The organism is Enterobacter cloacae complex sp. EB5 (genome assembly GCF_031432835.1).
Classification (GTDB): domain Bacteria; phylum Pseudomonadota; class Gammaproteobacteria; order Enterobacterales; family Enterobacteriaceae; genus Enterobacter; species Enterobacter hormaechei_C.
In genome coordinates this window covers 3646315-3664008 of record NZ_CP133860.1, presented here as the reverse complement: position 1 = coordinate 3664008, position 17694 = coordinate 3646315, and the positions used below count along the sequence as shown (strand labels likewise).

13 protein-coding genes and 1 tRNA gene are annotated in these 17694 nt (G+C 55.4%); 6 read left to right on the top strand and 8 right to left on the bottom strand.

Going from position 1 to position 17694, the window contains the following annotated elements:
* Nucleotides 1-78: 78 nt before the first annotated feature.
* From RHN82_RS17635 to RHN82_RS17625, 3 genes are all read left to right on the top strand, one after another.
* Nucleotides 79-306 (top strand): YejL family protein, encoded by a 228-nt coding sequence (locus RHN82_RS17635; RefSeq protein WP_001135586.1) that lies wholly within the window; start codon nucleotides 79-81, stop codon nucleotides 304-306.
* A 19-nt stretch (nucleotides 307-325) separates the two neighbouring features.
* On the top strand, nucleotides 326-2086 hold the full coding sequence (yejM, locus tag RHN82_RS17630) for an LPS biosynthesis-modulating metalloenzyme YejM (protein ID WP_047053337.1): 1761 nt from the start codon (nucleotides 326-328) through the stop codon (nucleotides 2084-2086).
* A 73-nt stretch (nucleotides 2087-2159) separates the two neighbouring features.
* A tRNA-Pro gene (locus tag RHN82_RS17625) sits at nucleotides 2160-2236 on the top strand.
* A gap of 66 nt (nucleotides 2237-2302) precedes the next feature.
* Here RHN82_RS17625 and RHN82_RS17620 read toward each other — a convergent pair.
* Nucleotides 2303-2563, bottom strand: coding sequence for a DUF2534 family protein (locus tag RHN82_RS17620; RefSeq protein ID WP_006811332.1), 261 nt, complete (start codon nucleotides 2561-2563; stop codon nucleotides 2303-2305).
* A gap of 202 nt (nucleotides 2564-2765) precedes the next feature.
* On the opposite strand from RHN82_RS17620, the gene eco reads away from it, so the two are divergent.
* Nucleotides 2766-3272 carry a serine protease inhibitor ecotin gene (gene eco, locus RHN82_RS17615; RefSeq protein ID WP_047053336.1) on the top strand — a complete coding sequence of 169 codons (507 nt, stop codon included), beginning with the start codon at nucleotides 2766-2768 and terminating at the stop codon, nucleotides 3270-3272.
* 568 nt (nucleotides 3273-3840) lie between these two features.
* Here the strand turns inward: eco and mqo are convergent.
* A complete protein-coding gene (mqo, locus tag RHN82_RS17610; RefSeq protein ID WP_047053334.1) occupies nucleotides 3841-5490 on the bottom strand; it encodes a malate dehydrogenase (quinone) in 1650 nt (549 codons plus the stop codon).
* Between the two features lie 187 nt (nucleotides 5491-5677).
* Here mqo and RHN82_RS17605 point away from each other — a divergent pair, with 187 nt between their 5' ends.
* The gene (locus tag RHN82_RS17605; RefSeq protein WP_047053606.1) at nucleotides 5678-6973 is read left to right on the top strand and encodes a SulP family inorganic anion transporter; all 1296 of its coding nucleotides are present in this window, start codon (nucleotides 5678-5680) and stop codon (nucleotides 6971-6973) included.
* Here RHN82_RS17605 and mgtE read toward each other — a convergent pair.
* From mgtE to RHN82_RS17575, 6 genes are all read right to left on the bottom strand, one after another.
* Nucleotides 6936-8372, bottom strand: coding sequence for a magnesium transporter (mgtE, locus tag RHN82_RS17600; protein ID WP_006811337.1), 1437 nt, complete (start codon nucleotides 8370-8372; stop codon nucleotides 6936-6938). The two genes, RHN82_RS17605 and mgtE, sit on opposite strands and share 38 nt — an antisense overlap.
* Before the next feature lie 140 nt (nucleotides 8373-8512).
* Nucleotides 8513-10156, bottom strand: coding sequence for a multidrug ABC transporter permease/ATP-binding protein (locus RHN82_RS17595; RefSeq protein WP_047053332.1), 1644 nt, complete (start codon nucleotides 10154-10156; stop codon nucleotides 8513-8515).
* Between the two features lie 76 nt (nucleotides 10157-10232).
* A complete protein-coding gene (gene alkB, locus RHN82_RS17590; RefSeq protein WP_048983063.1) occupies nucleotides 10233-10883 on the bottom strand; it encodes a DNA oxidative demethylase AlkB in 651 nt (216 codons plus the stop codon).
* A complete protein-coding gene (gene ada / locus RHN82_RS17585) occupies nucleotides 10883-11941 on the bottom strand; it encodes a bifunctional DNA-binding transcriptional regulator/O6-methylguanine-DNA methyltransferase Ada (RefSeq protein ID WP_047053328.1) in 1059 nt (352 codons plus the stop codon). Before ada ends, alkB begins: the two co-directional genes overlap by 1 nt.
* A 72-nt stretch (nucleotides 11942-12013) precedes the next feature.
* Nucleotides 12014-13069, bottom strand: coding sequence for an FAD:protein FMN transferase ApbE (gene apbE / locus RHN82_RS17580; RefSeq protein ID WP_047053327.1), 1056 nt, complete (start codon nucleotides 13067-13069; stop codon nucleotides 12014-12016).
* Nucleotides 13070-13182: 113 nt separating this feature from the next.
* A complete protein-coding gene (locus tag RHN82_RS17575; protein WP_006811342.1) occupies nucleotides 13183-14274 on the bottom strand; it encodes a porin OmpC in 1092 nt (363 codons plus the stop codon).
* Between the two features lie 743 nt (nucleotides 14275-15017).
* Here RHN82_RS17575 and rcsD point away from each other — a divergent pair.
* Nucleotides 15018-17690 carry a phosphotransferase RcsD gene (gene rcsD / locus RHN82_RS17570; protein ID WP_047053325.1) on the top strand — a complete coding sequence of 891 codons (2673 nt, stop codon included), beginning with the start codon at nucleotides 15018-15020 and terminating at the stop codon, nucleotides 17688-17690.
* The last annotated feature ends 4 nt before the right edge of the window (nucleotides 17691-17694 follow it).

Here is a 17694-nt window from a genome sequence, read left to right as displayed (position 1 = left end):
ACAGAAGATAAAAAAGGGGAAAAAAAGCTGTTGCTACGGTAATATGTCGCCCTTCTCTCAACAAACTGATTTTGATTTATGCCACAACATTCCCGCTACAGTGACGAACACGTTGAACAACTGCTCAGTGAGCTGGTCAACGTACTGGAAAAACATAAAACGCCAACCGATCTCTCCCTGATGGTTTTGGGAAATATGGTTACCAACCTGATCAATACCAGCGTTGCTCCGGCTCAGCGTCAGGCGATCGCCAAATCTTTCGCCCAGGCTTTGCAGTCCTCCGTTAGCGACGACCAGGCACACTAAGGGAAACGAACAACAGTTTATGGTGACGAATCGTCAGCGCTACCGTGAAAAAGTCTCCCAGATGGTCAGCTGGGGGCACTGGTTTGCCCTGTTCAACATTCTGTTGGCGATGGTGCTCGGTTGCCGTTATCTGTTTGTGGCGGACTGGCCAACCACGTTAACCGGGCGCATCTACTCATGGATGAGCCTTGTTGGTCACTTTAGCTTTCTGGTCTTCGCCACCTATCTGCTGATCCTGTTCCCACTGACGTTTATCGTCATGTCGCAGCGGCTGATGCGCTTCCTGTCCGCCATTCTTGCGACGGCGGGCATGACGCTGTTGCTGATCGACAGCGAAGTCTTTACCCGCTTCCACCTGCACCTGAATCCTGTCGTCTGGGAGCTGGTGATTAACCCGGATCAAAACGAGACCGCGCGCGACTGGCAGCTGATGTTTATCAGCGTGCCGATAATCCTGCTGATCGAAATGCTGTTCGCCACGTGGAGCTGGCAAAAACTCCGCAGTCTGACCCGACGCCGCCATTATGCGAAGCCCGTCGCGGCGCTCTTTTTCGCCTCATTTATCGGTTCGCACCTGATGTATATCTGGGCAGATGCGAACTTCTACCGCCCGATTACCATGCAGCGCGCGAACCTGCCGCTCTCCTATCCGATGACGGCGCGTCGTTTCCTCGAAAAACACGGCCTGCTGGACGCGCAGGAGTATCAGCGTCGTCTGGTCGAACAGGGTAATCCGGAAGCGGTCAGCGTGCAGTATCCCCTGAGCGATCTGAAATATCGCGACATGGGCCGCGGTCAGAACGTGCTGCTGATTACCGTCGATGGCCTGAACTATTCCCGCTATGAGAAGCAGATGCCAGCGCTGGCTGAATTCGCTGAGAACAACATCGTATTCACTCAGCATATGAGCTCCGGTAATTCGACCGACGCGGGTATTTTCGGCCTGTTCTACGGCATTTCACCGAGCTATATGGATGGCGTGCTGTCGGCCCGTATTCCGGCGGCATTGATTACCGGGCTTAATCAGCAGGGCTACCAGCTGGGGCTGTTTGCCTCTGATGGTTTCAACAGCTCGCTGTACCGCCAGGCGCTGCTGTCTGATTTCTCACTACCCGCCGCGCAGAGCCAGTCTGACGATCGGACCGCTGACCAGTGGATAGACTGGCTGAAGCGCTATGCGCAGGAAGATAACCGCTGGTTCTCCTGGGTTGCGTTTAACGGCACAACGCTTGATGACAGCAATCAGAAAGGCTTCGCGCGCCGCTATAGCCGTGCGGCGGGTGATGTCGATGCGCAGATCGGTCGCGTGCTGACCGCCCTGCGCGACGCGGGCAAGCTGGACAATACGGTCGTGATTATCACGGCGGGGCATGGCGTGCCGCTCGGCGACGAGGCGAAGGGCATGGACTGGTCGCGTCCGAACCTGCATGTGCCCCTGGTGATCCACTGGCCGGGCACTCCCGCGCAGCGCATCAACATGCTCACCGACCATAAGGACGTCATGACCACGTTAATGCAGCGGCTGCTGCACGTCAGCACACCGGCCATTGAGTACTCGCAGGGACAAGACCTCTTTAGCGCCACGCGGCGTCATAACTGGGTCACGGCTGCTGGCGGAAACACGCTGGTGGTGACCACGCCGACGTTGTCCCTGGTGCTGAACAGCAACGGCAATTACCAGACGTATAACCTCGATGGCGAGAAGCTGAAAGACCAGAAACCGCAGCTCAGTTTGCTGTTGCAGGTGCTGACAGACGAGAAGCGCTTTATCGCTAACTGATTATTTATGAATCAGTTAGCGTTGCTTGCCCCTTGCATTCAAAAAGGAATCGAGTAGTATTCCTTTTATGCGTCGGCACGTAGCGCAGCCTGGTAGCGCACCGTCATGGGGTGTCGGGGGTCGGAGGTTCAAATCCTCTCGTGCCGACCAAAACTACACAAAAAAACCAGCCGCTTATGGCTGGTTTTTTATTGCCCTTCTCCGCATGCACAATGCTTAGTGCTTTTCACGCCCACCGAGAAAGAAAATCCCCAGCGGAATCGCCAGCAGCACGGTGAACACCAGGCTGTAAACAAAGATCATCGCCGATTGCAGGACAAACATGCTGGTTGTCCAGGCAGAGAGCGGGATGTTGTACTGCTCAATCACACCGACAATGGTTGCTCGCCCCACGCATGCAGCAGCAATCATAAACACAACCAGTAACGCCAGCAGGAACTTGCGGCCTTCAGGTGTCTTCAGTTTTTCCCGTACCATCTCTCCTCCCTTTACAGATAAATAACAATAATTAACGCGTAAAATAACACGATTGCCGCACCGACTCCAACACAGCATTAAAAACCAATAAAAGAGCATAAAAGCAGTGCATTACTCCGCTTAAAATTAAAATGTGAGTAAATTACGCCAACCATTCACGTACATTATGTTAGTCTTTCCAGGATCGTTTTAACAAAAAGGAATGACAGTGAAAAACGCACCTAAATTTGCCATCGCCCTCATCGCCGCTGCGTGCGCCAGCAGTGCTTTCGCCAGCGAAACCCAGAAAGAGCAGCCGCTGGAAAAAGTTGCTCCGTATCCGCAAGCGGACAAAGGGATGAAGCGCCAGGTTATTCAGCTCCCGGCTCAGCAGGATGAAGCAAATTTCAAAGTTGAGCTGTTAATCGGCCAGACGCTGGAAGTGGACTGCAATCAGCATCGTCTGGGCGGCCAGCTGGAAAGCAAAACGCTGGAAGGCTGGGGCTATGACTACTATGTCTTCGACAAAGTAACCTCGCCAGTCTCCACTATGATGGCGTGCCCGGACGGCAAGAAAGAGAAGAAATTTATTACCGCGTATCTGGGTGATAACAGTCTGCTGCGCTATAACAGCAAGCTGCCGATCGTCGTATACACCCCGGAAAACGTGGATGTGAAATATCGCGTATGGAAGGCGGATGAGACGGTAGGACAAGCGGTAGTTCGTTAAAAATAAGTCGGGTGGCGCTCACGCTTACCCGACCTGGAAAGGGTGCGTTCTGGTGCCCTCACCCCAACCCTCTCCCACCGGGGAGAGGGTTCCCCAGTAATTTGAAAGCAAAAGCGATAACGTTGCCTCAGAATCACTGAGGGCTTTCAGCGATGCCTCGGTCCGGCTGTAAATCGCTGAGGCGTTTCCTGTAGGCCGGGGCGAGGCGCAGGGATGCGCCGAGAGGGCGGGCTTTACAGGGATGTTACCTCCGCCCGTCCCCGATAAGCCGGAAGGAATAAGCCGAAGGCACCGCGAAGCGGCGATTTTCCGCCGGAAGCCCGGGTCGCCAGGGTGGTGGCGACTGAGCCACCCTGGCACGTTCACCGGTCATGTCGTGACAGAGTAGCAAGGAACATAACGTGAACGGAATGACCACCAGAGCCGTATGTTCCCCCTCACCCCAGCCCTCTCCCTCAAGGGAGAGGGGGCCGTCTGTGCAGGCATTATTTTGTGGGGAACCCTCAGCCCACCGGGAGAGGGAGAAAACACTAAAAACGGTAACGGATGTTACCGTTTTGCGTTTACCTTACAGCGCGATATCCGCTACCGGCTTGCTTTCCGCCTGAGGCTTCAGCTCTGCCTGTGGCGCAGCATCCGCAGCCTGCGGTTTGACGTATTGCAGTTGCAGAACGCGGCTGGTGTATTCCAGCTCTTGTTCCGTGGCTTCAACGTTACCGTTCAGCTTCGTACCGTAGGATGGAATAATGGTTTTCAGCTTCGCCTGCCATTCAGGGCTGGATACTTTGTCCTTAAACACTTTTTCCATCAGGTGCAGCATGATTGGCGCAGCGGTAGACGCACCCGGGGATGCCCCCAGCAGCGCGGCAATGGTGCCATCCTTATCGCTTACCACTTCGGTACCCAGACGCAGCACGCCGCCCTCTTTCGGATCGCGTTTGATGATCTGCACGCGCTGACCCGCCTGCCACAGACGCCAGTCTTCTTTCTTCGCCTGCGGATAGTACTCTTTCAGCGCCTCGAAGCGTTCTTCATCAGAGAGCATCACCTGGCTAATCAGGTATTTCACCAGATCGAAGTTATCCAGCCCCACGTCCATCATTGGCTTGACGTTTGACGTCGTGGTCGCGCTCAGCAGATCCCACAGGGAACCGTTTTTCAGGAATTTGGTGGAGAATGTGGCGAACGGCCCGAACAGCACTACGCGCTTACCGTCCAGCATGCGGGTGTCGATATGCGGAACGGACATCGGTGGTGCGCCCACAGAGGCCTGACCGTACACTTTCGCCAGATGACGGTTAACCACTTCCGGGTTTTCCGACACCAGGAACTGGCCGCCGACCGGGAAGCCCGCGTAGTCGTCCGCTTCCGGAATACCGGACTCCTGCAACAGTTTCAGCGCCGCGCCGCCCGCACCGATAAACACGAACTTCGCCTTAATCACATGCTCGGCTTCGTTGTTTTTCAGATCGGCAACGGTCACGCTCCAGCTGTTATCCGCGTTGCGCTTGAAACCACGCACTTCGGAGCTGAGTTGCAGGTTAAAGTTCTCTTTTTTCTTCAGAGAGGACACCAGCTGACGGGTGATTTCACCGTAGTTAACGTCTGTACCAATTTCAGTGCGGGTCGCCGCTACTTTCTGGTTCGGATCGCGGCCTTCCATGACCAGCGGCGCCCACTCTTTGATTTGAGCGTGATCTTCAGAGTATTTCATCCCGCGGAACAGCGTGCTCTGTTGCAGGGCAGCGTAGCGCGCGCGCAGGAAGTTGACGTTTTGATCGCCCCACACAAAGCTCATATGCGGTACGGTGTTGATGAAGGAGTGCGGATTGTGCAACACACCGCTGTTCACCTGGTGAGACCAGAACTGACGTGAGATCTGGAACGCTTCGTTGATCTCTACCGCCTTCTCGATACTAATGGAACCGTCCTTTTTCTGCGGCGTATAGTTCAGTTCCATGAGTGCCGAGTGCCCCGTCCCGGCGTTGTTCCAGCCGTTAGAGCTTTCCTGTGCCACGCCATCAAGGCGCTCGACCATGGTCATGGACCAGTTCGGCTCTAATTCCTGAAGATACGTTCCCAGCGTGGCGCTCATGATGCCGCCACCAATTAAAAGGACATCCGTTTCCTGCTCTTTTGGTGCGTTAGCCTTCGCCGCCAGCGAGACGGCGTTCAGCCCCACGGCCAGAGAAAAGAGCACGGCAGTCATTTTTTTCATCATTTATGCCTTAGTTGAATAGTGCTTGATGCGTGGAAATTACAGGTGAAACACGCTGCGGTGGCACGGTAGCAACTTTTAAATATTGTTTAAAGGTTACGAAATTATTGTAATTGTGAAATTTAATGATGGATTGTTTGTAGGGTTTTGGCAGACAGGCTGGCACCCGGCGATTTTCCTGGCTATGATGCTGCACTTTGTGATCGCGCGCACGGAAGCCTGCCCCTACCAGCGAATTGTTATGTCATTACCCCACTCGTCTGTACCTGAAGAAGGCCATGTCGCCACTGTTTTACGTTCGCCTCACCGTCTGATGCGCGAAACCCTGGCCGGTGTGATTACCGCGCTGGCGCTGATCCCGGAAGTGATTTCGTTTTCCGTGGTCGCGGGCGTGGATCCGAAAGTGAGCCTTATCGCCTCCGTGGTGCTCTGTTTCGCCCTTTCCCTGCTCGGCGGGCGTCCGGCCATGGTGACGGCGGCGGCAGGTTCCGTCGCGCTGGTGATTGGCCCGATGGTCCATCAACACGGCGTGCAGTACATTCTGCCCGCGGTGGTAATGGCAGGCGTGATTCAGATCCTGTTCGGCGCGCTGGGTATGGCGCGGCTGATGCGCTTTATTCCCCAGTCGGTGATGACCGGGTTTGTTAACGCCCTTGGCATTTTGATTTTCTTTGCCCAGGTGCCCCATTTCTGGAGCCGAAGCCCGCTGATTGTGGGCCTGTTCGTGCTGACGCTGCTGATTGTGCTCTGGGTGCCACGCTATATCAAAAGCGTGCCCTCCCCGCTGATTGCCATTGTGCTGCTGACTTTGTTCACCGTCACCAGCGGGCAAATCCTGCCGACGGTAGGGGATGAAGGTTCCATGGGCGGCGGTTTGCCGGGCTTTACGCAACTGCTGGTGCCGCTCAATCTGGAAACCCTGAGCATTATCTGGCCGTGCGCGCTTAGTATCGCTTTCGTTGGCCTGCTGGAATCCTTGCTGACGGCAAAACTGGTGGACGAACTGACTGCTACCCCCTCGAGTAAGCGTCGCGAGAGCATCGGTCTGGGCGTGGGGAATATTATGGCCGGGTTCTACGGCGGCATTGCGGGCTGCGCGATGATTGGGCAGACCATCGTTAACGTGGAGATGGGGAAAGGCAGAAGCCGTATCTCCACCCTTGCGGCGGGCATCGTACTGCTGGTGCTGGTTACGGCGCTCAGCGAGGTGATGGCCAAAATCCCGATGGCGGTACTGGCGGGTATTATGGCCATTGTGGCCGTCAAGACCTTTAGCTGGCATAGCGTTCAGCCCGGAACGCTGAAAAACGCGCCGGTGGCTGAAACCGTCGTGATGCTGGTGACGGTTGTGGCAACGGTTTCCACCGGCAACCTGGCGGTTGGCGTGCTGGGCGGGATTGTGATGATGTTCATCCTCCCTGCCCGACTTAAGCAAAAAGCGCTGGCTACAGAAGAAAAATCGTCGCCAGTCCAAGAAAAATAAAGAAACCGCCGGTATCGGTAATGGCGGTGATCATCACGCTCGACCCCACCGCGGGGTCGCGCCCCAGCCGGGTCATGGTCAACGGGATAATCACGCCCATCATCGCCGCCACCAGCAGGTTCAGCACCATCGCCAGCATCATGACCCCGCCCAGCGCCATATCATCGTACAGCCACCAGGTAATGCCGCCCATGATGCCGCCCCAGACCAGGCCGTTAATCAGCGCGACGCCCATCTCCCTGAAAATCAGCCACGAAAAATTACCCGGCTGAATGTTTTCCAGTGCCAGGGCGCGAACGATCATGGTGATAGTCTGGTTGCCGGTGTTCCCGCCGATCCCCGCCACAATCGGCATCAGCGACGCCAGGGCCACCAACTGGGAAATGGTATGTTCGAAGCCGTCAATAACGCGGGACGCCACGAACGCGGTGCAGAGATTGATGGCGAGCCACGCCCAGCGGGTTTTGACGGCCTTGCCGACGGAGGCATGAACGTCATCTTCGGCACTGATCCCGCCAAGGGCACGCAGGTCGTTATCGGTCTCTTCATAGACCACGTCAACGATCTCATCGATGGTCAGACGCCCCATCAGCTTGCCCACCGAATCCACCACCGCCGCGCTCACCAGGTCATCACGTTCGAAGGTACGCGCGGCTTTTTCGGCATCGTCTTCCGGCGAGAAGACCATCGGCTCGGTTTCCATGACCTCACTCACCCGCTGCTGGGTGCTGTTCAGCAGGATCGTTTTCAGCTCCAGCTCCCCGAGCAGGGTTTTATCCCGCGAGGTGACGAACAGTTTATCGGTGTTGTCCGGCATACTGCCCAGGCGACGAAGATAGCGCTGCACCGTACCCAGGGTGACGTCCGGGCGCACGGTGATGACGCCAAACTCCATGATCGCGCCGACGCTGTTTTTCTCGTAGTGCATCACCTGACGCACGCGCGCCCGCTCTTCAGCAGGCAGGGAAGCCAGCAGGCGTCCGGTCAGGTTGCGCGGAAGATGCTGAACGAGGTAAATCTGCTCATCGATATCCAGCGTTTGCAGGGCGTCAAGAATGTCCCGGTCGCTCATCTCATCGATAAGGTCATCCCAGACGTTTTCCGAGGCTTCAAGCAGTACCTGACCGCGCTCGTGATCCTGCACCAGCCGCCACAGGGCGTGGCGCTCTTCGGAAGGTAATGCCTCCAGGGTGTCCGCCAGATCCGGAGGTGGTAAATGTGCAACCAGCGCACCTACCTCAGCAATATCGTCGGCCAGCGTGCCGACATCATATTGCTCAGCCAGGGTTAGCTTACCCAATAACGTTGACGTGACCGCTTTATCGGTCGTCAGGAGCCAGATGAGCCGCGCACGCTCCTGGTCACGCTGCCTGGCGCTGTTTTTCTTTAATACCGACATCAATCATAAATCCATTAAATGAGTTGGCGTTAAGCATAGCGCGGGGATATGTAAATAAGAATAAACGGCGGGTCGGGATGGAGAAAAAAACGGCATATATGAAAAATTAGTGTGCCGGGGGTCACCCGGCACAATTGCAATCAGGCCGTACGCGCCACCGCGTCCCGTGACGCCGCATCGCGCTCATCGCCGGTCAGCTCGCTCAGCTTGCCGTCGCGCATCTCCAGCAGACGGTCGGCGTGAATGAAGTAGTGATCGTCATGGCTGATGGCAAAAATGGTTTTTCCCATCGCCTGCATCAGCGGCAGCAGGACCTGATAAAACTCGCGACGGAAGTGCGGGTCCTGATCGGCGGCCCACTCATCCAGCAGGATGATGTCGCGCTCTTCGGCCAGCGCCAGCAGTAGCGCCACGCGCTTCTTCTGCCCTTTCGACAGTTTGAGATTCAGGATTTTGCCATCCTGTAGCTCCAGCTTGTGTGACATTTGCAGGTGCGCAAGCCATTTCTCCACCAGCGCCGGATCCGCCTGCTGCCCTTCCGGGCCCAGCAGCCGGTCGAACAGCCAGACGTCGGTAAATACCGCCGAGAAGAGCTTGCGGTAGTCCTCCGGTTTCTCCGCGCTCAGGGCTTTACCATCCAGCAAAATTTCACCCGCCTGCGGCTGGTAGAGGCCCGTCAGCAGCATCGCCAGCGTGGATTTGCCGCTGCCGTTGCCGCCGATAAGGAACAGCAGTTCGCCGCGATGAATGGTCAGGTTGATCGGCCCTACGGAGAAGGCGTTATCCTGATAGCGGAAGGTGACGTTACGCAGCTCCAGCGTTTGCCAGTTCGGGAAGGCCTGCGGGCGCGGGAACTCAGCCTTAAACGGCGCAAGGTCGAACTTCTTCAGCTTGTTGAAGGCCACCTGAGCGCTCAGCAGCGTTGGCAGTGCGCCAACGGCCGACAGCAGCGGCGTGCGTAAAAACAGCAGCGTCAGGGAGTACGTTGCCGCCACGTTGGTATCCGCCCACCCCAGGCTGTTCGCCATCCAGAATACCAGGCCAATGGCACCCAGCATCATGATGTTTGACCAGTTCACGGCGCTCAGGTGGAACGTATCGGCGCGAATAATGTGATGACGATATTCGTGCGCATCCGGGATATAGAGGTGGTTGAAGATATGCTCGGCGCGCTCGCGGTTCAGCGTCAGCTCTTTGCGCCCTTCCAGCACCGTCTGGTAATCGTTATAGAGCTTGTCTTCCGTTTCGCGCAGCACCGCCATGTGCTTATAAACACGTGATACCAGGAGGAACCCGCCCCAGATGGTAATAACAATCCACAACGCCGTCACCGCCAGCATTTTGCTGGAGAGCCAGGCGAGATAGGCTGCCGAGCCAAAGGTCAGGATGATACCCTGCACCAGCTCCGGCAGGCGCACAAAGGCGATGGTAATGGCGCGCACATCGCTGGTCAGCCCCGCCAGCAGAGAGGCACTTCCCAGCCGTTCGATGCGTTCCACCTGAGTATCAAGGATCCGTTTGATGAACTCGCTGCGCAGACGGAAAACGAAGTGGTGGCCGAGCGCGGTCAGCGCCAGCTGTGACCCGAGCGTGACTGCCATCAGCAGCAGCAGTAAACCCAGAAATTCCGGCAGGACGGAGAGTGACGTGTCGACCATTTCGATCAAACGCACGTTAATGAAGGCAATCAGGCCGATCCCCAGCGCCGCGCTGGCAAGGCTTAACGCCATCACCGCGATAAAAGGCCAGCGATACTGCCGCCAGACAAGAAGAAGTAGTTGCATGCAGAGCAATCCGGACAAGAAAAATCAGCCAGCAGTGTAAACTGCCTTTCACACACATCAAGAATAATTCTTATTTTTATTCTCTGTATGCCGCCTGACGGAACGTGAGGTTGTAGCGAAATGCCCCCGCCACCGGGTGATCGCCAGGTTTAAGCGGCTGAATACCATGATAAAAAAGCCGTGATTCACCGCCCCAGACCACCACATCGCCATGCTCCAGCATCAGCCGTTTGAGCGGGTCGTTGCGCCGCAGGCCGCCAAACTGAAAGACAGCGGGCAGCCCAAGGGATACCGAGACAATCGGCGCGCGCAGGTCCGGCTCGTCCTTATCCTGATGCAAGGAGAGCTTTGCCCCAACGGCATAGCGGTTGATAAGACAGGCATCGGGTCGAAAATCAGGATAGCCGGCCGCCACGGCAGCGTCATGACACAGCGCCTGAAACGCCTCCGGCATCGGCGGCCACGGCTGATCCGTCAGCGGATCGTTCGCGGCATATACATAGCCCCGCGCATTCGTCGCCCATCCCAGTTCGCCGCAGTTGGTCATCGCCACGGACATGGTATACCCGCCCGGCGTAACCATATGGCGAAACGGCGAACGGGTGGTGACGGCATCAATACCGTCGAACAGCGCCGCCGCGCGGGAAAGCGCGAAGCGTCTCAGGATCGTCGCCCCCGGCGCGAGCGGCTCCTGCCAGGGTTCAGCATCAGCAAAAAGATCGAGCATTATCCCTCCGGGTTGTTCGCCTCACGTTTTAATAATAGTACCTTACGCGCTGCCCCCCAGCGATAGCCCGAGAGCGCACCGTCGTTACGCACCACGCGGTGACAGGGGATCACAATCGCCAGTTTGTTGGCTCCGCAGGCCCCCGCCACGGCACGTACGGCATTGGGTTTACCAATGGCCTTCGCCACCTGCTGATAGCTTGCCGTTTCACCGCAGGGGATAGCCCGCAGCGCCTGCCAGACCTGCTGCTGGAAGGCGGTACCCCGGATATCCAGCGGCAGCGTCAACGGCGTCGCGCGGCTGTCGACAGAGGCAATAACCTGCCGAACACGCCCGGCAAACGCGCCTTCCATCGGTTCACGGACGGCAAGCGGAAACAGTGACAGCAGCTCAGCCGTCAGCCCGGCGTCGTCATCACCCAGCAGTATTGCGCAGATCCCGCGCTCGCTTTCGGCCACCAGACAGCGGCCCAGCGAGCAGTCACTGATGGCATAGCGGACCGCAGCCTCTCCGTTGCGGTACTGTTTTGCCGTCATGCCCAGCGCGCCGTTGGCTTTACGGTAGTAGCTGCTGCCGTCCGGAAAGCCAGCGGCCAGTACGGCGTCGGTGATTTTACCGCCCTGTGCAAGCAGGGTGCGCAGGCGTTGTTCACGCACGGCCTGCTGCCATGCTTTCGGCGTCATGCCGGTGACGGATTTAAACAAGCGGTGGAAATGGAACGGACTCATGCCAACCTGCTGCGCCAGTGCCTCCAGGTTCAGCGCGGCATCCTGTTCAAGCAGTCGACAGGCCAGCGCAATGCTGGCCTTTTTCTGCGCCATAGGGTCGACCTGGTCCGGCCTACAGCGCTTACAGGGGCGGAAACCCGCCTGCGCGGCCTGGTGAGCATCAGGATAAAAGCAGACATTTTTACGCAGCGCGTGGCGGGCGCGGCAGGACGGACGACAATAAATGCCGGTCGTCTGCACGGCAAAGACAAACTGGTTATCCGCAAGCGGATCGCGGGCCAGAACAGCCTGCCAGCGATCCTCATCGGTAAGATAGGTTGTGTTTTTCATCATCGGCTCCTCTTACAAGCATACGCTCAGCTTGCCTGAACGCCACCGAACAAAAACCCGCAACCTTGCTTTTTAATTTTTTTCGCTCACCAGGAAGCTGTTGAACTGCGGCGAACTCCAGGTTTTAAACCCGTCAGCCTCTTTGGTGATCATATAGACGGCCAGCCCTTCCTGACGCACCACCTCTTTGGCTTTCTCCGTGCCGAGCACCATCAATCCGGTATCCCAGGCATCCGCCTCCAGCGCGGTTGGGGCTATCACCGTTACGGACACCAGGTTGTGGGTAATCGGGCGTCCGGTTTGCGGATCAATCACGTGCGAGATACGTTTGCCATCCAGCTCGTAATAGTTACGGTAGCTTCCGGAGGTGCTGATACCGTGCCCGTTGATGTCGACAATCGCCTGCACCGCGTTCTGCTGATCGGTTGGTTTTTGGATGGCCACACGCCACGGCCTGCCGCTGGCGTTCATGCCCCGGCTGACGAGCGCGCCCCCGACGGAAACCAGATAACGGGGAATGCCTTCCTGCGCCATCAGGGCCGCGAGATGATCCGCAGCATACCCCTCGCCTACCGTGGAGAGATCGACAAACAGATCGGGAATATCTTTTTGCAGGTATTGCTGACCGTACTGGGAGATCACCGCCAGATGCTGTAACCCTGTACGGGCGCGGGCGTCGTCGATGGCGGCTTGATCGGGTGTAGTCACCGGCTGCTTGTTGGGGCCAAATCCCCACAGGTTCACCAGCGGCCCCACGGTCACATCCATTGCGCCGTTGGTTTTGTAGCCCACGCGCATGGCTTCCGTGACGATATCGGCCATCGCTTCGCTCACCGGCCACAGCGAGGTGCTGCTGGAGCGATTGAAACGCATCAGCGCTGAGTCATTTTTATAGGTAGAGAGTAGCTGATCGTCGGCATCCAGCTGCGCCTGAATTTTACCGCGTAGTTCTTCAGCGCGGGACTTATCAATATCCATCACGCTGACGCGCCAGAAGGTCCCCATGGTTTTCCCTTCCAGCACCGTCGCGGCGGGTGCGTCGATTTTTGCGGGTTGTGTGGAAGAGTCACACGCGGTCAGGAATAAAAAAGTCGCCAGAACGCTGGCGCGTAAAAAAGTCATATCCATTGGTTATTATCCTCATGCCAGGGCGGCAAGAGTACACTAAAACAGCGTATTTGAAGACCCTAAAAAAGCATGAAAAAAGGGGCCTGATGGCCCCTTTGTTGCAGTATGAGCAATTAGAACTGGTAAACCAGACCCAGCGCGACGATATCGTCGGTACCGATACCTGTCTGACGGGTGAAGTCATTTTCATCCAGCAGGTTGATTTTGTAATCAACGTAGGTGGACATGTTTTTGTTGAAGTAGTAAGTCGCGCCAACATCAACATACTTCAGGATATCCTGATCGCCATAGTTTTCGATGTCTTTACCTTTAGATTGCAGGTAAGCCACGGATGGACGCAGGCCGAAGTCGAACTGATACTGAGCAACCACTTCGAAGTTCTGTGCTTTGTTAGCCCAGCCCTGATCGCCAACGCGGGTCGCGTTGTAAGTCTGGGTATACTGTGCAGCCAGGTAGATGTTGTTCGCGTCGTATTTCAGACCACCGGTGTAGGTCTCTGCGCGATCGCCTTCACCGAAGTAGCCTGGCGCGTTCTGGTCAGCAGTACGTTTAGAGCTGGTGACCGCCGTACCGAGTGCGAAGCCTTCGCCCAGATCGTAGGTGAGAGATCCGCCGTAGCCATCACCGTTCTGACGCAGCGCGTCACGACCGTTGTTGGTCTGGCCTTCGCCGCTTGGGCTGCCGTTTTTACCCTGGTACTGCAACGCGAAGTTCAGACCATCAACCAGACCGAAGAAGTCCTGGTTACGGTAGGTCGCGAAGCCGTTACCACGCTGCTGCATGAAGTTGTCAGAACCGTAGGTGTCGCCGCCGAATTCCGGCAGAACGTCAGTCCAGGAAGTCACATCGTAAACAACGCCGTAGTTACGACCGTAGTCGAATGAACCCGCATCAGCGAATTTCAGACCTGCGAACGCCACACGCGTCCATGAGTTGTTTTCGTTCTCACCAGAGTTACCCTGGATCTGGTATTCCCACTGGCCGTAACCGGTCAGCTGGTCGTTAACCTGAGTTTCGCCTTTGAAGCCCAGACGCATGTAGGTCTGGTCGCCGTCTGCACTGTCGTCATCAGAGAAATAGTGCAGGCCATCCACTTTACCGTACAGATCTAATTTGTTGCCGTCTTTGTTATAAATTTCAGCCGCATTTGCTGCGCCTGCCACCAGCAGAGCTGGTACCAGGAGGGACAGTACTTTAACTTTCATTTTATTAACCCTCTGTTATATGCCTTATTATTTACCACTGCTTACTGGTCAACCCTCTTAACCAGTCGGCAAGTTCATTCTCCTCAAAAATGCAGAATAATCCAACAAGAATATGATACGAAAACTTTGAAGATATTTCACTTTACCATCAAGATGTTTCAATTTGTAAATTTGGAGGAACTTTTACAGAGCATAAATAGTTTAAAAATATAGCACGGATAATCAAAACAAAAATATATTCTATTTAATTCATACAATTAGAGCAAAAAACAGTACAGCACTGAATGACAAAAAAATTCCCTTCAACACCACTAAAATAACCCTCGCTATCATCATTAACTTTATTTATTACCGTCATTCAGTTCTGAATGTCTGTTTATCCCTAATTGAACCGGATGCTTCGCATTCGGTTTTTTTTTACCTTTCTTTACGTCAGCCTACATTTAATGTGCTACCGCTCAGTAATGATAACGACTATTAACTAAATCCCGCATCCGGCTTGCACTGAATTGTTTTTATGCTATCGAAATTAATTTCTTGTTTATTCGTGCTATTTTTCTGCCGGTGCGACCGCGTATTTATACATTTCACGGGGTTTTGTACACCTTTCATCCGGGGACGTTGAAGCCGGTTACCCGGATAAAAAGTCAAGGTCATACCGATAACGACGCTGGAAATTCAGTTATTACCCTTTATACTGCCCTATCCCATTACCGCGCGGCCATTACGGGTTAAACACATCGATGAGTCAGACTGAAACTACCGCCCCGAGCAAATTCTCCCTTCTACCGGGCAGCATCACCCGTTTCTTTCTTCTGTTGATCGTTGTGCTGTTAGTCACAATGGGAGTGATGATCCAGAGCGCCGTTAACACCTGGCTGAAAGATAAAAGCTATCAAATCGTCGATATCACCCATGCGGTGCACAAGCGCATTGATACGTGGCGCTATGCGACCTGGCAAATCTACGACAATATCGCTGCCGCGCCTGCCACCTCATCAGGCGAAGGGTTGCAGGAAACGCGCCTTAAGCAGGATGTGTATTACCTGGAAAAACCGCAGCGCAAGACGGAAGCCCTGATTTTCGGCTCGCACGACAGCGCAACGCTTGAGATGACGCAGCGGATCTCCTCCTATCTGGACACCCTGTGGGGCGCAGAGACCGTACCGTGGTCCATGTATTACCTGAACGGTCAGGACAACAGCATGATCCTGATCTCGACCCTGCCGCTTAAGGATCTCTCGTCCGGCTTTAAAGAGACCACCGTTGGCAGTATTGTCGATTCCCGTCGGGCAGAAATGCTGCAACAGGCCAACGCGCTGGACGAGCGCGAAAGTTTCTCGTCATTACGCCGTCTTGCCTGGCAGAATGGCCACTACTTTACGCTGCGAACCACCTTTAACCAGCCGGGCCATCTGGCGACCGTGGTTGCCTTCGACCTGCCGATTAACGATCTGATCCCACCGGATATGCCGCTGGACAGCTTCCGTCTGGAGCCAGACAACAGCACCCAAAATATGCGCACGCCGTCGGATAAAGAAGGCGCGGACAGCGTAGCGATCTCCTTTAATGGCTCAAAGATTGAGATTGCCTCATCGCTCAACTCAACCGGTATGCGTCTGGTGTGGCAGGTGCCTTTTGGCACCCTGATGCTTGATACCCTGCAAAACATTCTGCTGCCGCTGCTGCTGAATATCGGCCTGCTGGCGCTGGCGCTGTTTGGTTACAGCACCTTCCGTTTCCAGTCGGGACGCCAGAGCGACTCGACGTCGGTGTCAGCCGGGACCAGCAACGAGCTGCGCATTCTTCGCGCCCTGAATGAAGAGATTATTTCCGTGTTGCCGCTTGGGGTGCTCGTTCACGATCAGGAGGCAAACCGCACGGTAATGAGCAATAAAATTGCCGATCACCTTCTGCCGCATCTTAACCTGCAAAATATTACGGCCATGGCGGACCAGCATCAGGGCGTCATCCAGGCCACCATTAATAATGAACTGTATGAGATCCGTCAGTTCCGCAGTCAGGTCGCCTCGCGCACGCAAATCTTCATCATTCGCGATCAGGATCGCGAAGTGCTGGTGAATAAAAAGCTCAAGCAGGCGCAAAGGCTGTACGAGAAAAACCAGCATGGCCGCGCCGCGTTTATGCAAAATATTGGCGATGCCTTTAAACAGCCGTTGAAGTCACTCGCCACGCAGATTGCTGATCTGAGCACGCCGGAAAGCCGACAGCTAAGCAGCCAGGCTGATTCACTGGTTCGTCTGGTGGACGAAATCCAGCTTGCGAACATGCTAGAGAATGACATCTGGAAAGGCACCCCTACGCTCTTCTCTATCCAGGATCTGATTGATGAGGTGGTGCCGGAAGTGCTGCCGGTGATCAAGCGCAAAGGACTCCAGCTGCTGATCAACAACCATTTACCGGCCAACGACGAACGTCACGGCGATCGCGATGCCCTGCGTCGCATCCTGATGATGTTGATTCAGTATGCCGTCACCACGACGCAGATCGGCAAGATCACCCTTGAAGTCAGCACCGATGAGTCCACCGACGATCGTCTGACGTTCCGTATTCTGGATACGGGCGAAGGCGTCACCGTGAGCGAAATTGATAACCTGCACTTCCCGTTCCTGAACGATACCCAGCGCGACCACTACGGTAAGGCGAATGCCCTCACCTTCTGGCTTTGCGATCAGCTGGCGCGTAAGCTGGGCGGTCATCTGAACATCAAGGCGCGCGAATCTCTCGGCACCCGCTACTCTTTACACGTAAAAATGGCGGCGAATCCCCAGGAAGAGGATGAAGAGCGTCTACTGGATGATGTGGTGGTGATGGTGGATGTGACCTCCAGTGAGATCCGAAATATCGTCGTTCGTCAGCTGGAAAACTGGGGGGCGTCCTGCATTACCCCGGACGAAAGGCTCGCGAGTCAAGAATTTGATCTATTTTTAACTGATAATCCGTCTAATCTTACTGCCTCAGGCTTGCTTTTAAGCGATGATGAGCCAGGCGTGCGGAAAATCGGCCCTGGGCAGCTGCGCGTCAACTTTAATATGAGCAATGCAATGCAGGAAGCTGTATTACAACTGATTGAAGAGAATCTGGCGCAGGAAGAGATCCTGGAGTCACCGTTAGGCGGCGATGAAAATGCCGAACTCCATGCCAGCGGATATTATTCGCTCTTCGTTGATACAGTACCAGATGATGTTAAGCGGTTGTATACTGAGTCCGCTGCGCAGGATTTTGCAGCGCTGGCACAGACAGCACACCGGCTTAAAGGGGTGTTTGCCATGCTTAATCTGGTTCCCGGCAAGCAGTTATGTGAAACGCTGGAACATCTAATTCGTGAGAAAGATGCCTCTGGCATTGAAAAATACATCAGCGACATTGACGCTTACGTCAAGAGCTTGCTGTAGCAAG

Coding starts and splice junctions, on each gene's coding strand:
- RHN82_RS17635 (WP_001135586.1), top strand. CDS start 79: ATGCCACAACATTCCCGCTACAGTGACGAACACGTTGAACAACTGCTC.
- yejM (WP_047053337.1), top strand. CDS start 326: ATGGTGACGAATCGTCAGCGCTACCGTGAAAAAGTCTCCCAGATGGTC.
- RHN82_RS17620 (WP_006811332.1), bottom strand. CDS start 2,563: ATGGTACGGGAAAAACTGAAGACACCTGAAGGCCGCAAGTTCCTGCTG.
- eco (WP_047053336.1), top strand. CDS start 2,766: ATGACAGTGAAAAACGCACCTAAATTTGCCATCGCCCTCATCGCCGCT.
- mqo (WP_047053334.1), bottom strand. CDS start 5,490: ATGAAAAAAATGACTGCCGTGCTCTTTTCTCTGGCCGTGGGGCTGAAC.
- RHN82_RS17605 (WP_047053606.1), top strand. CDS start 5,678: ATGCTGCACTTTGTGATCGCGCGCACGGAAGCCTGCCCCTACCAGCGA.
- mgtE (WP_006811337.1), bottom strand. CDS start 8,372: ATGTCGGTATTAAAGAAAAACAGCGCCAGGCAGCGTGACCAGGAGCGT.
- RHN82_RS17595 (WP_047053332.1), bottom strand. CDS start 10,156: ATGCAACTACTTCTTCTTGTCTGGCGGCAGTATCGCTGGCCTTTTATC.
- alkB (WP_048983063.1), bottom strand. CDS start 10,883: ATGCTCGATCTTTTTGCTGATGCTGAACCCTGGCAGGAGCCGCTCGCG.
- ada (WP_047053328.1), bottom strand. CDS start 11,941: ATGAAAAACACAACCTATCTTACCGATGAGGATCGCTGGCAGGCTGTT.
- apbE (WP_047053327.1), bottom strand. CDS start 13,069: ATGGATATGACTTTTTTACGCGCCAGCGTTCTGGCGACTTTTTTATTC.
- RHN82_RS17575 (WP_006811342.1), bottom strand. CDS start 14,274: ATGAAAGTTAAAGTACTGTCCCTCCTGGTACCAGCTCTGCTGGTGGCA.
- rcsD (WP_047053325.1), top strand. CDS start 15,018: ATGAGTCAGACTGAAACTACCGCCCCGAGCAAATTCTCCCTTCTACCG.